The sequence below is a fragment of the Mycobacterium sp. IDUB_19 genome (assembly GCF_055419445.1).
Window position 1 is genome coordinate 225407 of the sequence record NZ_JBVAXR010000002.1, and the last position, 14015, is coordinate 239421.

The window sequence follows — 14015 nt, forward strand, 5'->3', positions numbered from 1 at the left end:
GGCCGATCAGGCCGCGATCTGGTCGGCGGCGGCCGCGGTGAAGCGGTCCAGCACCGTCTCGGCCACCAAACGATGGGCACCCAACGGGGCCGCCATCTCGATGCCGGCCTTATCGGCGAATCCTTGTACCTGGTCGGGGAGGCGTCCTTGCGCCAGGAACCACGGCGCGACGACCACGCGGTGCGCGCCCTGGCGGCGCAACCTGCCCAGCGCTTCGGCCAGCGAGCGTTCCTGTTGCGTCGCGAACGCGGTGGTTGCCCCCGCCCAGCAGGTGCCCGCCAACAGCTTCGGTGCGACCCGGCCGGTGCGCGCGTTCACCGCCAGGTCGGATGTGCCGATCGCCACGACCAGTACACCAAGACCGTCATCGAGGTGCGAGACCCCCAACTCCATCACGCGCCGGCGCAGCACCGACACCAGCCGGTCGTCCTCGCCGAGTACGGGTGCCTGCCACACATGTTGGGCCGTAACGCAACTGGCGATCTGCGCAGGGATGTCGACTCGGGCGTGGTACGCGTTCGCCAACAACAACGGGGTGACGACGGCCGGGCCATCCAGTGATGTGAGCACATCGGCCAGGCTCGGCGAGTCGTGGTCCAGGAATGCCAGTCGCACATCGAGATTCGGCCGCAGGCGCGCCACTTGGCCGGCGACCGCGTGCGCATTGGCCGCCGATCGTGGATCCCTGCTTCCGTGTGCGGTCAGCACGAGAGTGGTCACGACGCGTGTAACCCGCACTCGGTCTTGGAGAGCCCCTGCCAACGACCGCTGCGCGGATCGGCGCCTTCCTCCGGCTTGGCCGTGCAAGGCGCGCAACCGATCGACGGATAGCCCTCGTAGACAAGCGGATTGACCAGCACGTCGTGCTCGTCGATGTAGTTCTGCATCTCCTCGTCGCTCCACGCCGCCAGCGGGTTGATCTTCACCAGCTTGAACGCCTCGTCGAAGCTGATCAGCGGTGCGTTGGCGCGGGTCGGCGCCTCGACCCGGCGCAGTCCGGTCACCCAGGCGGAGTAGCCGCTGAGCGCTTTGCCCAGCGGGAGGACCTTGCGTCGCCGGCAGCACTCGCCGGGGTCCCGGGCGAACAGGTCCTTGCCCAGCAGTTCGTCCTGCTCGGCCACCGTGTTCTCCGGCGTGACGTTGAGAACCCGTACGTCGTAGACGGATTCGATCGCATCGCGGGTGCCGACGGTTTCGACGAAGTGATAGCCGGTGTCGAGGAAGAGCACCGGTACACCGGGGCGCACCTTGGACGCCAGATCCACCAGCACGGCGTCCTGCATATTGGACGCGACGATGTAGTTGCACGTCGCCCAGCCGCGCGGCCCGTTGACGCCGCCGAAGTTCTCGTCGGTCCAGCGCAACAGCTCGGTGGCGCTGGCGCCCTCGAGTTCGGCCGCGCCCCGGGCGGCTACCTCGCGCAGTGCGGCGTGGGCCGGATCGTTCGTTTGGCTGCTCATCGCAGGTCGCCCTCCTCGGCGCGAAGCGCCCACTGCGCGAAGCGTTCCCCGTTGTTGCGGTGCTTGACGAAGTTGCGTACCACCCGATCGATGTAGTCGCCCAGCTCGTTGCTGGTGACCTTGTGCTGGCGCAGTTTTCGACCGAACCCGCTGTCCAGGCCGAGGCTACCGCCCAGATGTACCTGGAAGCCCTCGACCGAGTTGCCTGCACCGTCGTCGACCATCTGGCCCTTGAAGCCGATGTCGGCGACCTGAATTCGCGCACATGAGTTGGGGCAGCCGTTGATGTTGACGGTGATCGGCACGTCGAGCCGGGAGTTTATGTCTTCGAGCCTGCTCTCCAGCTCGGGCACCAAAGACTGTGCTTTGACCCGGGTTTCGGCGAAGGACAACTTGCAGAACTCAATCCCGGTGCACGCCATCAGGTTCCGGCGCCAATGCGACGGCCGCGACTGCAGGCCGAGCGCCTCCAGGCCGGCGACGAAGCCGTCGAGCTTGTCGTCGGGCACGTCGAGGATGACCAATTTCTGGTAGGGGGTGAACCGGATCCGGTCCGAGCCGGCCTGTTCGGCAAGGTCGGCAACCGCGGTGAGGATGGTGCCGGACACCCGTCCGGCGATCGGGGCAACCCCGACGGCGTTGAGGCCGTTTTTGAGACGCTGCACCCCGACGTGATCGATTGGATGCTTGACCGGCTCGGGCGCCGGGCCGTCGATCAGCGGACGCTTGAGGTACTCGGTTTCCAGAACTTCCCGGAACTTTTCGATGCCCCAGTCCTTGATCAGGAACTTCAGCCGCGCCTTGGCCCGCAGCCGCCGGTAGCCGTAGTCGCGGAATATCGAGGTGACCGCGTGCCACACCTCGGGCACCTCTTCGAGCGGCACCCAGGCGCCGACGCGCTGGCCCAGCATCGGGACGGTCGAAAGACCGCCGCCGACCCAGAGGTCCAGCCCCGGTCCATGCTCGGGGTGGTTGACGCCGATGAACGCGATGTCGTTGACCTCGTGTACGACGTCCTGCAGCCCGGAAATAGCGGTCTTGTACTTGCGCGGCAGGTCGGCGAAGTCGGGGTGACCGATGTAGCGACGCACGATTTCGTCGATCGCCCAGGTCGGGTCCAGCACCTCGTCGAGCGACTCACCGGCAAGCGGTGAGCCCAGGATGACGCGTGGGCAGTCACCGCACGCCTCGGCGGTCTGCAGCCCGACCTCGTCCAGCCGTCGCCAGATTTCGGGGACGTTTTCCACCTCGATCCAGTGGTATTGGACGTTCTCCCGGTCGGAGATGTCGGCGGTGTCGCGGGCGAACTCGGTGGAAATCGTCCCCAAGGTGCGCAGCGCGGAGGTTGAGAGCGCGCCGCCGTCGCAGCGCACCCGCATCATGAAGTATTTGGCCTCGAGCATCTCGATGTTGTCGTCACCGGTGAATGAGCCGTCGTACCCCTGCTCGCGTTGTGTGTACAGGCCCCACCAGCGCATACGGCCCCGCAGATCGCTCTTGTCGATGCTGTCGAATCCGTCCTTGGCGTACCTGTCCAAAATGCGTTCACGCACGTCGAGCGGGGCGCCGGCCTGCTTCATCTCTTCGTTGGGGTTGAGCGGCTCGCGATCTCCCAGCGCCCACTGGCCCTCATTTCGGGCCTTGGCGGGACGGGCTGCGGTCATTCGAAGGTCTCCTTCGCGAATGTGCAGGCGTGGACGCGCGACTCACCGGGGCTATTGACGGCGGGCGCAGATCCGGCGCCAGCTGGACGTACAGGTGGGCGGGTCTACGACATCAAGCCGGACAGCTACAGCTGCAGACACGCTTGAGATCGATATGCCGCCGCGCCACTAGCGCAATGCGCGGGCTGGGCTGGGCGACGGTCACGCGACCATTCTGCCACGGATAGGGATGTGCGGCGCCACCAGGTCGAATTTGTTCTCACGATGAGCAAAACTACCCGCCAATCCTGGGTAATTCGATATACAAAACCGAGAAAGCGCTGAGAGTGCGTGTCCTCGAGATCGCCGAGGGTGGGGCCTTGGGACGAGAACTGCCGCGGATTCGTTCTCAAACCCCACGCTCGGCGGCGGTGGCCTCCCGGCTGAGCGGCCGGCTCGGCCCGATAGCCGTGCAATCATTTGGCATGGCCCTTCGTGCGGCGCCGGTTGAGCTGCCCGAGATGCAGCGGAGCCCCGAACATTCGTTTGGGGTGTACGTGCATGTCCCGTTCTGCATCACCCGTTGCGGATATTGCGATTTCAACACCTACACGCCCGCCGAGTTGGGTGGCGTCAACCCGGACGCGTGGCTGCTGGCGCTGCGTAGCGAGTTGGCGCTGGCCGCCGCACGGCTGGACGCACCGACGGTGAACACGGTGTTCGTCGGCGGTGGGACACCGTCGCTGCTGGGCGGTGCCCGCCTGGCCACGCTGCTGGACATGGTGCGCGAGCACTTCGCGTTGGCGCCGGACGCCGAGATCACCACCGAGGCGAACCCCGAGTCGACCTGGCCGGAGTTCTTCGACGCCATCCGGGCGGCCGGCTATACCCGGGTGTCGCTGGGCATGCAGTCGGCGGCGCCGCGAGTGCTGGCGACCCTCGACCGCGTGCACTCGCCCGGGCGCCCGGCCGCCGCCGCGCGAGAGGCCATGGCCGCGGGTTTCGACCACGTCAGCCTGGACCTGATCTACGGCACTCCGGGCGAATCCGACGACGATCTGCTGCGTTCGGTCGAGGTGGCCGTCGAGACCGGGGTCGATCACGTGTCCGCGTACTCCCTGGTGGTCGAGCCGGGCACCGCCCTGGCCCGCCGGGTTCGCAGCGGTGAGCTGGCCGCGCCGGACGACGATGTGCTGGCGCACCGCTACGAGTTGGTCGACTCGACGCTGTCCGCGGCGGGGATGACCTGGTACGAGGTGTCCAACTGGTCGCGCCCGGGCGGGGAGTGCCGGCACAACCTGGGCTACTGGGACGGTGGTCAGTGGTGGGGTGCCGGACCGGGTGCGCACGGATACGTGGGCGCAATGCGGTGGTGGAATGTCAAGCACCCCAACGCTTATACGGAGATGCTGGCCGGTTCCGCGTTGCCGGTCGCGGGTTTCGAGCAGCTCGACGCCGAGGCGTTGCACACCGAGGACGTGCTGTTGAAAACCAGGCTGCGCCAAGGGCTCCCGCTTGAAGGACTAAACGCCGCCGAACGCGAACGCGCCGAAACCGTTGTCGCCGAAGGCTTGCTGGTCGCCGACGGCGACAGGCTGGTCCTCACGCCGCGCGGCCGGTTGCTGGCCGACGCGGTCGTGCGCACGCTGCTGGGGTAGTGCGCAGGTGCGGCCGTCAATCCGTCGTCTGCGCGATCCTCAACTCATGTTCGGCGCGATCCGCGGACGCCACCTTCTCGACGGTGGCTATGGCGATCCTCAGCTCAGGTTCAGCTCGATCCGTGGAGACCGCCTTCTCGACGGCGGCTATCGCAATCCGCGTGCTCGTCTCATGTTTGGACAGAGATCGCATGTGGTCCCATCCCTCGATCACCAGCCTCGGACTTTGGTCCTGGCCGCTGAACTCTTCCAGGTAATAACGGAGGGATTCACCTGTCGTGTGATCGACGAGCGGCACACGGGAGCTCAAGTGGAGATACACCGTCTGGGTGCCGTCCGGAAGTTGCCCCAGCTCCCGAATCACGTGGAAGAGGTTGAAACACACAAGGGGACCATCCAGGTACAGGTGGTACGTGTCTTCATCGGCTTCCCGCTGGGACACCGGATTGCGGAAGAGACTGAGGAAGCGCGCTGCAAAATTCGGTCTGGCGAATTGCGACCCGTTGCTCAGCGTGTGCCAGAGGCCCACGTACCACAGGTTCAAAAGCAACTCCAGGGCCACGCCGGCGACGATGCCGATGAGCAGGTCCGTCGTCACGGTCACGAGCAATGTGGTGACGAAGACGACGAACTGCTCCGTCCCGATCCGCGCGAGCTTGAGCCAGAGCGCGGGCTTACACAGCTTGTAGCCGATGAAGACGAGGATGGCGCCCAGCACGGCCATCGGGACCATGTCGATCACGTAGCGGCCGACCAGCACGAACGTCAGCAGGAAGCAGGCGTTGTAGAAGTTGGCCCACTGGGTTCGGCCGCCGGCCATGACGTTCGCCGTGCTCTTGACCATGCCAGGGATGATGGTCAAGCCGCCGAGCATGCTCGAAGCGCCGTTGGACATGCCCATGGCCAGCAAGGTCTTGTCCGGGTCGGACCGGCGGCGATAGGGGTCGATATTGTCCACGGCCGCGATCGTCGCCAGGGACTCGGTCGCGTCGATCAACAGGAGCGTGACAACCAGGTAGGCCAGGGGCAGCCACACTGCGGCATCGGTGAATGCCTCACCGAACTGGGGGAAGACGATCCCGTGCTCGAGCGAGTCGGGAATGTTGATCAGGTGGGAATTGTCCACCTTCAGGATGAATGCGCTGACCAACGTGCCGCCTACGAACACCCAGACCGGAGGCGGCATGATCTTCAAGAGCCGCCAGGGCACGACCGCGAGCGCGAACAGCGCCGCCAGGCAGCCGATCCCCAGGGCGCAGACCTTGGGGCTCATCGAGTGGACATGGCTGGGCACTTCGCCCAGGACCGCCCAGAATTCGTGGGCCTCGAACTTCACTCCCATGAAGAGGGGAATCTGCTTGACGATGATCATCAGGCCGATCGCCGCCAGCATGCCGTGGATGGCCGCGGCCGGGAAGATGGCGCTCAGGCGCGCGACCTTCAACTTGGCAAGGATCACTTGTAACACGCCGGCGATGGCGATGGCGACCAGGACCAAGGGGTATCCCACGGCCAGCAACTCGGATGTAGAGCCGCCATGTCCCAGGTGGGCGTGTCCCAGTGCGATCATGCCAGCGAATAGGGCCGGCGCCAGGCCCGCGGCCGGCCCGCTGATCGTCACATACGAGCCGCCCACGAACGGCAAGATGAAACCGGCGATGATCGCCGACATGATCCCGCAGATCGGCGGCGCACCCGAGGTCATCGCGATTCCCATCGAGAACGGCAGCGAGATCATGGCCACCGTGAAACCCGAGCGAAGGTCATAGCGCCAGTGTTTGAGACCGGCAAGGCCATTGCGGGGCTTTTCGGTCCGAACCGCTAGATCCGGCAGCGTTGGTGAGCCCCCTCTCAACAGCATCGGCGAGCCTCCTCTGAGCAGTAGCTCAAACAGGTTGTGGGTGAAATTCACACGGAACTCATGGAGCATCCCCCCTCTCACACCCGCTGCGACCCGAGTGAACGGCTCTTTACGAACAATTGACACCACATTTACGAGCCATTGACACAGCACTCTGGCAGCACGGAGGCATCCAGTCAGCCCACCGGTGTCGGGGTGGGTAGTAGGTCGAACTGGTAGCGACCCGACGAGTGGCCGGATCAGTGCTCTCCGTGATGGGCCTGACGAGGATTACCCACCGCGGTCCGCACGGTGCTGGGGTAGCGCCATTTGAGGTGATCGCGAACCAGCGCCGCACCGCGCGGCCGATCGCTTGGCCGACGCGGTCGTGCGGATGCTTCTAGGGTGACGGCGTCAGACGCCGAACCACCGTTCGACGACGCGGGCAATCTCGATGTAGAGCGGGATTCCGATGGTGACGTTGTAGGAGAACGTCAGACCCAGTGATGCGGCCAGCGGCAATGTCGGGCTGGCTTCCGGTATTGCCAATCGCTGGACCGCAGGAACGGCGATATAGGACGCCGCACCGCACAAGACCGCGAACAGCACATAGGTGCCCGTCTTGAAGTCGGTGTGGACCAGGCTGGCATAGCCGCAGGAGACGAAAATCCCCAGTGTCGCAAAGAGATTCGGGGCCAACAGCGCGAAGAAGATGAAGCCGGGCCCCGCCGTTCTCAGGTCTTTCAACTTGCGTGAGGCCGTCATGCCCATCTCGAGCAGGAACAGACACAGCACGCCCTGGAACGCCAAGACGAAGAACTTGTCGTCGTCTTGCACAACCTTTTGGCCCTGCAGGCCACTGATGAGGCCGATGGCGATGCCGCCGATCAGCAGCACCAGCCCGGGGTTGAGGAAGACCTCCCGGAAAAGCTCACGAGAGAGGAGGGACGGCTTCTTGCCGAGCGGCGCGCTCGGGCTCACGTCGAGTTCCTCAGTGCGCTCGCCCTTTTCGAGCGAAAGCTCGAGTTCCTCCTCGACCGCAAGTGCGCGCTCGGTCTCCAGGCTCTGGCCGTGCGGAGGCCGTGCCGCGGTGCCGGGCCCGACCCCGACCTTTACCGGCGTGTAGCCGGGCTCGTCGGCCATGTTGCCTGCCGCGTCCATCCCCCGGTGCCGCAGCCGGGCGACCAGGTACAGCGCCACCAGGCAGCCGGGAATCTCCATGACGGCCAGCATCACCGGCATGTACGCGTTGAAGGCGATGTTGACGGCGGCCAGAACCGCCACGCAGGTGGCAAAGGTGCCGGCCGAGTCCGACCCGTAATAACCGGCGACGGTTGCCCGATCGATTCGCCGCAATTTGGTCAGCCAAGTCAGCAGGAAGTAGGCGATAACGCCGATCACGAAGTTGAGCACAAAGCCCAACACCATGAATCCCACGATCGCCCCGACGCTGGAGGCGTTGACCTGGGCGAGTTCCTCACCCCCGTGCCAGCCGATAGCCAGCAGCAGATACATGGTGAGGCCTTGATAGATCACATAGGGGAACTCGAATCGCACCTTCAAGATCGGAATGAGGAATCCGAAGTAGAAGAAAAGCAGAAGTGGTTTGAACAGGTTATGCGTGAAGTTATGCCAGAACTCTTGCAGCATGGTGCCTCTCATTATCTGTCCGGTGGCCCGGGGGAAGCACTGTCCGCAAGCAGGGGCGACCACGAACATCCCGACGACCGTGGAAAATTTAGCTCTGCCGCTGTCAAACCGCCACTCGGATTGAGCCCGAAATGTGCATGCCGTTCCAGGCCGCGCCAAAATGGTCGCGCATCACAAAACCGGTGGTCACAGCGGTGCTGGTGGGACCGGGTAAGCTGAGATTAGCGTGAATGCGTTGTGAGTTCGCTGTGCATTTGCTGTCAGGATTAGCGTGTCGTCGTTCCACCGGAAATTAGCGAGGGTCTGACCCCGGCGCCTCGTTTGCGGTGGGTCACGGATAGCCACGCCGACGGCGAGTAATGCGTCGTAATTTCTTCGAATCCATCGACCCGGGAAACCGTAAGGACACCGGTCTCCTGGTTAATTTCGAGCTCGTCGCCGTCGGACGCCTGGACTTCCTCACCGTTCGCGAGCCTGATCACAAACATATTCTTCCTCTCGATCGATGGAGGGATAGATGGCGATCGGGCGTTTGCTGGGCGATTCGTAAACCCGGTCGGATTAAAGTCTTGTTACGCCTTTCTGTCATTAGTCCTATGCCGCATCTGGCGTGATCCCCGCCGCCCCAATGCGCAGGAGTACGTGACGGCGGTGTACCGAACCCCCCGCCGCTGAGCTTGGCGAGTCGCTGCGCAAACCAGCTTCGTTGGGAGAACTCCGGTTATGGTAGCCCGTCGCGCAGGGCCCGGTAGGTAAACGATCTGGAAACGTTCGGCCGCTTCGGGTGCCTCGCAGAGGGCGCTCATTTCCACCCCGCAAATGCCGATTTTACCGCCTCTGGCTGCGGAAACGGTATTGGGCGAGATAGGTCCTGGGCTACCGCCGCAGCCCCTTGAAGGGGGGCCGTGACAACGGCTGATGCTTTAACTCCACGCGATGCGTATGGAGTGCGCAGCTAAGGAGACCGAGCACACACGACCACTGCTTGGGGACTTTCATAGGTTAGGCTACATTTACTAGCTGTGACCGAGGCCAGCGTCGAGACAACCCCCATCGGCTCTACGTCGTTGCCGATTCCCCTTCCTGCGCATATCGATCCGGCCGACCTGGCAGGTCAGCTCGCCACGGTCCTGCCCGAACGGCTCGGCGAGGAGTACTTGCTCTACGAGAACGCCGGTGAATGGGTGCTCGCCAGCGGTGTGCACGCGATGATCGAGCTGGACAGCGACGAGCTGCGGGTAATCCGCGATGGTGTGACGCGGCGGCAACAGTGGTCCGGGCGACCGGGATCGGTGCTGGGCGAAGCCATTGATTGTCTGTTGCTGGAAACCGATCAGTTGTTCGGCTGGATCGCATTCGAATTCGGCGTTTACCGTTACGGACTACGGCAACGGTTGGCCCCGGGCACTCCACTGGCACGACTGTTCTGGCCGATTTCCCGCATCGTGGTGAGCCAGGACGGCGTTTCCCTTTCCGATGCGGCGGAAAATCACCGCGAAGCGGTATTGGAAATGCTGCGCGAGGACGTGCCCAATCTGCGCGAAACTCGCGAGATCGATATCACCGCCGACGGGTCGGGCTACCGCGATCGCGTGACCACGGCCGTGAGCGAGATCGCCGCCGGCAACTACAACAAGGTGATTCTTTCCCGTTCGGTGGAAGTGCCGTTCGCGCTGGACTTCCCGTCCACCTATCGACTGGGCCGTCGGCACAACACGCCGGTGAGGTCGTTCTTGCTGCGGCTGGGCGGAATCCGTGCGCTGGGCTACAGCCCCGAACTCGTCACGGCCGTCCGTCGGGACGGCGAAGTGATCACCGAGCCGTTGGCCGGCACCCGCGCGCTCGGTCGTGGTCCGGCCAACGATCGCCAAGCTCGCGATGACCTGGAGACGAATTCGAAAGAGATTGTCGAGCATGCTATTTCGGTGCGCAGCTCGTTGCAGGAGATGAGCGAGATCGCCGAACCCGGAACAGCGGTGGTGACCGATTTCATGACCGTGCGGGAACGGGGGAGCGTGCAGCACCTGGGCTCCACGGTCAGCGGGCGTCTGGATCCGTCCAGCGACCGGATGGACGCTTTGGAAGCGCTCTTCCCGGCGGTTACCGCGTCGGGCATCCCGAAAGGCGCCGGCGTCGAGGCGATCCTGCGTCTGGACGAAGGACCGCGCGGGCTGTATTCCGGTGCGGTGGTGACGGTTTCGGCTGACGGGGCGCTGGATGCCGCGCTGACGCTGCGGGCGGCCTACGAATCCGACGGTACGACGTGGCTGCGGGCCGGTGCCGGAATCATCGAAGAGTCGTTGGCCGAGCGCGAATTCGAGGAGACTTGCGAGAAGCTGTCCACCCTGGCGCCGTATTTGATTGCGCGTCAGTAGCTTCTCAGTTGGCCTTGCGCCGGCGTGCGGACAACTCGTCGGGGACCGCTTCTGGCCCGGCCTCGGGTGAGCGTTCCAGATAGTCAGCGAGGATGCGGCTGGCCAACGACTCGATGTTCGACTCGATCGAGGACGCGAGCGTTGCCGTGACTGTTGCCACGGCCTGAGTGCGGAATCGGACCAGCATGGTGATCAGCTCGGCGATCTCGGCATCCGCGGGCAGCGCCTGGCCCGGTTTGATCTTGTCGATGACGTGTTCGGCGCCGGCACGCACCAGCAAGTCGCTGATCTTGTCAATCTCGGGCACGATCTGCTCGTGCAGGTCGACGAGCTTCTCCAATTTGACCCCGTAGCCACGGATCTCGTTGAACGCTTCGATCAGCTTGGGCCGGATCACGGTGGCCCGCTCGCCGTCCACCCGGATCACCTGCAGTGCGACCAGCCGCTCGAATGCGGTGGGGTCGTCGACGAGCCGCTGGGCGTCGACGAGCGGCATGGTTTCCGGCTTTTCGGAGGTCCAGCTACCCACGATGGCCGTCTCCAGGCCCAGCACATCGCCGAGGTTCTTGCCTTCCTCCCACGCGCTGAGCATTTCGCGTACGTGCGCGATGTTGTAGCCGCGGTCGAGCATCGAGGTGATCAGTCGCAGCCGGGTCAGATGCGTGTCGTTGAACAGGGCGATTCGGCCGACCCGCAGTGGCGGAGGCAGCAGTCCGCGGTCGCGGTAGACCCGGATGTTGCGGGTGGTTGTGCCGGCCAGCCGGGCCAGGTCGTCGATCCGGTACTCCCCGGACGCCGCGACCCCGTGCGGCTGGCGTGCGGCCGCGTCGAAAAGCTGAGACACCGCGGTCTCGATGAAGTCCCGCGATTGGCGCCGAACGCGTTTGGGCGCCCGTCGCACGTTGTACAGGACGCTGGCGATCGTGCCGGGTTCCGGTCGGTTCTGTGCCATTTCGTCCTCAGGCGCTGGAGGTGACGCGCGCCGTGGCCCGGCGCGCCACCGCATGGTAGTCCGCGTAGCGGAAATCGCCCATCTGGCGAAGATACTGCGTCGCGAAGCCCGGGTACATCGAGCCGTTGAACCCGTCCTTGGTGAGATACCAACTGCGGCAACCCGACATCCAGGTCGTTTTGGTGAGGCGGCGCTGGATGTCCTCGTTGTGGCGCAGTTGGACGTCTTCGCGCACATCGAGGTAGCGCAGGTCGTCGTCGAGGATGGTGCGGATACCCCGCACCGCGTAGTCGAGCTGGCCTTCGATGTAGACCAGCAGCGAGTTGTGACCCGGCCCGGAGTTGGGGCCGGTCATGAAGAACAGGTTCGGATAGCCGTGCGCGTTGATGCTCTTGTAAGCCTGTGCGCCGTCGGCCCATTCGTCGGCCAGCGACCGGCCGCCGAGACCGGTGACGGCAAACGGCGGGCCGGTGAGGTGGACGTCGTAGCCCGTGGCGAACACGATGCAGTCGAGGTGGTGTTCGACGCCGTCACTGGTGCGGATGCCGGCGGGGCTCAGCGTCGCGATGGGCCAGGAGACCAGCTTGCAGTTGTCGCGCTGCAGCGCCGGGTAGTAGTCGCTGGAGACCAGCATGCGCTTGCATCCGGGAGCGAAGTCGGGCGTCAGCTGCCGGCGCAGCCACGGGTCTTTGACCTGAACGCGCAGATTGACCTGGCCCAATCGCGCCACCAGTGAGGTGAGCGGGGTGTCCCACACCAGAGCCGTTGCACTGGCTTCGTGGCCCCAGAACAGCGCCTGGCGGGCAAGTTGTTGGATGGCGGGAACTTTGGCGAACAGGGCTTGCACCGCCGGCGGCGTCGCCGTGTCCAGGCGCGGCAGCACCCAGCCGGGGGTGCGCTGGAACACCTTGACGAACCCGGCCTGCTTGACCAGTTCGGGAACGATCTGGATGGCGCTGGCGCCGGTACCGACGACGGCGACGCGCTTGTCCGTGAAGTCGTAGTCGTGATCCCAGCGGGCGCTGTGAATCTTGTGTCCCTGATATTTGTCCAGGCCGCGGATGTCGGGGAAGCTGACATCCGACAGGGGGCCGGACGCCAAGACGACGGTGCGGGCCCGAAAGCGCTTGCGGTTCTTGGTCTTAGCCGTCCACACACCGGTGGACTCGTCGAAGGTCAGGTCGCTGACCTCGTGGTTGAACCGGATGTGACGGCGGATATCGAATCTGGTCGCCATGTCCTCGAGATGGCGACAGATCTCCGGGGCCGGTGAGTACGTCCGCGACCAGGTCGGGTTCTTCACGAACGAGTACGAGTACAGCAGCGACGGGACGTCGCAGCTGGCCCCCGGGTAGGTGGTGTCGCGCCAGGTTCCACCCACCCGGTCGGCGCGCTCCAGGATGACGATGTCGCCAACCCCGGCCTCGGCCAACCGAATTGCGGATCCGAGTCCGGTGAAGCCGGCTCCGATGATCAGTGTTGCGTGGATGTGGTCGGGGCTCATGATCACGCCGCCGGCTCGTGGGTGAGTTCCTTCGACCAGCTCGGCATCGGCCGCAGCAGCGGCTTGGGATACAAATCCGACAGCCACACCATGGAATTGGCCAGCAGCTGATAGGGATGTCTGGGGTTGACCACCCACATGCCATGCCGCTTGAGCAATTTGTAGGTAGGCACCCGCCGGGTACGTTCGCCCCGATCGCCGAGTTGCTTGAAACGGTTGACCGCGTTGAACAGTCGCTCGGGTTCCATTCCCATCCCGGCCATCTCGTTGCGGACGCGGTTAAGTAGCGGTACGTACATGACCATCCCGAGGATCAGGCCCGGTGATGCGAAGCGGCCGACGAATTCGATAGCCAGGCGGCGGGCCTTTGCGTTGCCGATCATCTCGAGTACCTCGAAATCGACGGCGATATGCCGCGATTCGTCGTTGTTGATCTTCTCGAAAACCTGGTGGCAGACGGGATCCTGCACGGATTCCAGCAGGAATTTCAGTAACGCACCGTCGAGTGCCACCTCCAGCATCGGGATCACGGTGCCCAGCACCGACAGCGGCATGTCGTCGGCGAACGTGTCCAGCCACTCGATGGCCAACCGGATGTTGACATTGGGCTTGGGGATCTCGCCGTCCTCGAGCATGCCCCAGCGCTTCATCAGCGCCAGTTCGGCGTTGGCGTGGCGTTGCTCCTCGGCGTGGAAATACCGGTAGATCTCGGCGATGGTCGCGTCGGGCGCCTTCTTGGCCAGCGCCGCGAAGCCCCGGGCGCCGATGTTCTCGATCCAGCACAGGTCGGCCATGAAGGCCTTGAGCTTGGGCCGGAATTCGGGCTTGATGGTGTCGGCGCCCGGTGCGTCCCAGTCGATGTCGGCGAGTGCCCATTGCCGATCCTTGATCTTGGCGAGCATGGCTTCCATGTCGATGGCCACCAGCAGCTCC

Annotated in this window: 12 protein-coding genes; 2 read left to right on the plus strand and 10 right to left on the minus strand. The window is 64.5% G+C overall.

What is annotated here, in order from left to right:
* Positions 1–6 precede the first annotated feature (6 nt).
* The 4 genes from ACZY0B_RS03450 to ACZY0B_RS03465 form a co-directional block, all read right to left on the minus strand.
* Positions 7–762: a sirohydrochlorin chelatase gene (locus tag ACZY0B_RS03450; RefSeq protein ID WP_463762578.1), complete on the minus strand. Its 756-nt coding sequence runs from the start codon at positions 760–762 to the stop codon at positions 7–9.
* Complete coding sequence (locus ACZY0B_RS03455; protein WP_463762579.1) at positions 717–1460, minus strand: phosphoadenylyl-sulfate reductase; 744 nt, start codon at positions 1458–1460, stop codon at positions 717–719. Before ACZY0B_RS03455 ends, ACZY0B_RS03450 begins: the two co-directional genes overlap by 46 nt.
* The gene (locus ACZY0B_RS03460; RefSeq protein WP_463762580.1) at positions 1457–3124 is read right to left on the minus strand and encodes a nitrite/sulfite reductase; all 1668 of its coding nucleotides are present in this window, start codon (positions 3122–3124) and stop codon (positions 1457–1459) included. The genes ACZY0B_RS03455 and ACZY0B_RS03460 overlap by 4 nt, the downstream gene beginning before the upstream one ends.
* A gap of 112 nt (positions 3125–3236) precedes the next feature.
* Positions 3237–3329, minus strand: coding sequence for an Ms4527A family Cys-rich leader peptide (locus tag ACZY0B_RS03465; RefSeq protein ID WP_463762581.1), 93 nt, complete (start codon positions 3327–3329; stop codon positions 3237–3239).
* Positions 3330–3588: 259 nt separating this feature from the next.
* On the opposite strand from ACZY0B_RS03465, the gene hemW reads away from it, so the two are divergent.
* Complete coding sequence (hemW, locus tag ACZY0B_RS03470; RefSeq protein WP_463762582.1) at positions 3589–4761, plus strand: radical SAM family heme chaperone HemW; 1173 nt, start codon at positions 3589–3591, stop codon at positions 4759–4761.
* Between the two features lie 16 nt (positions 4762–4777).
* Here hemW and ACZY0B_RS03475 read toward each other — a convergent pair whose 3' ends face one another.
* From ACZY0B_RS03475 to ACZY0B_RS03485, 3 genes are all read right to left on the minus strand, one after another.
* On the minus strand, positions 4778–6691 hold the full coding sequence (locus ACZY0B_RS03475; protein ID WP_463762583.1) for a SulP family inorganic anion transporter: 1914 nt from the start codon (positions 6689–6691) through the stop codon (positions 4778–4780).
* 324 nt (positions 6692–7015) lie between these two features.
* Entirely contained in the window at positions 7016–8251 is a 1236-nt protein-coding gene (locus ACZY0B_RS03480; RefSeq protein ID WP_463762584.1) for a sodium-dependent bicarbonate transport family permease, read from the minus strand.
* Positions 8252–8517: 266 nt separating this feature from the next.
* Complete coding sequence (locus ACZY0B_RS03485; RefSeq protein ID WP_264058678.1) at positions 8518–8739, minus strand: hypothetical protein; 222 nt, start codon at positions 8737–8739, stop codon at positions 8518–8520.
* A 534-nt stretch (positions 8740–9273) separates the two neighbouring features.
* Between ACZY0B_RS03485 and ACZY0B_RS03490 the strand changes: the two genes are divergently transcribed.
* Complete coding sequence (locus tag ACZY0B_RS03490) at positions 9274–10626, plus strand: salicylate synthase (protein ID WP_463762586.1); 1353 nt, start codon at positions 9274–9276, stop codon at positions 10624–10626.
* Between the two features lie 4 nt (positions 10627–10630).
* Here the strand turns inward: ACZY0B_RS03490 and ACZY0B_RS03495 are convergent, their stop codons facing one another.
* The 3 genes from ACZY0B_RS03495 to ACZY0B_RS03505 are packed head-to-tail and all read right to left on the minus strand — an operon-like array spanning position 10631 to position 14005.
* Positions 10631–11578: a MerR family transcriptional regulator gene (locus ACZY0B_RS03495; protein WP_463762587.1), complete on the minus strand. Its 948-nt coding sequence runs from the start codon at positions 11576–11578 to the stop codon at positions 10631–10633.
* A 7-nt stretch (positions 11579–11585) separates the two neighbouring features.
* Positions 11586–13088 carry a flavin-containing monooxygenase gene (locus ACZY0B_RS03500; RefSeq protein WP_463762645.1) on the minus strand — a complete coding sequence of 501 codons (1503 nt, stop codon included), beginning with the start codon at positions 13086–13088 and terminating at the stop codon, positions 11586–11588.
* Positions 13085–14005 carry a ferritin-like domain-containing protein gene (locus tag ACZY0B_RS03505; RefSeq protein ID WP_463762588.1) on the minus strand — a complete coding sequence of 307 codons (921 nt, stop codon included), beginning with the start codon at positions 14003–14005 and terminating at the stop codon, positions 13085–13087. Before ACZY0B_RS03505 ends, ACZY0B_RS03500 begins: the two co-directional genes overlap by 4 nt.
* Positions 14006–14015 lie beyond the last annotated feature (10 nt).

Coding starts and splice junctions, on each gene's coding strand:
- ACZY0B_RS03485 (WP_264058678.1), bottom strand. CDS start 8,739: ATGTTTGTGATCAGGCTCGCGAACGGTGAGGAAGTCCAGGCGTCCGAC.
- ACZY0B_RS03480 (WP_463762584.1), bottom strand. CDS start 8,251: ATGCTGCAAGAGTTCTGGCATAACTTCACGCATAACCTGTTCAAACCA.
- ACZY0B_RS03460 (WP_463762580.1), bottom strand. CDS start 3,124: ATGACCGCAGCCCGTCCCGCCAAGGCCCGAAATGAGGGCCAGTGGGCG.
- ACZY0B_RS03455 (WP_463762579.1), bottom strand. CDS start 1,460: ATGAGCAGCCAAACGAACGATCCGGCCCACGCCGCACTGCGCGAGGTA.
- ACZY0B_RS03495 (WP_463762587.1), bottom strand. CDS start 11,578: ATGGCACAGAACCGACCGGAACCCGGCACGATCGCCAGCGTCCTGTAC.
- ACZY0B_RS03475 (WP_463762583.1), bottom strand. CDS start 6,691: ATGCTCCATGAGTTCCGTGTGAATTTCACCCACAACCTGTTTGAGCTA.
- hemW (WP_463762582.1), top strand. CDS start 3,589: ATGGCCCTTCGTGCGGCGCCGGTTGAGCTGCCCGAGATGCAGCGGAGC.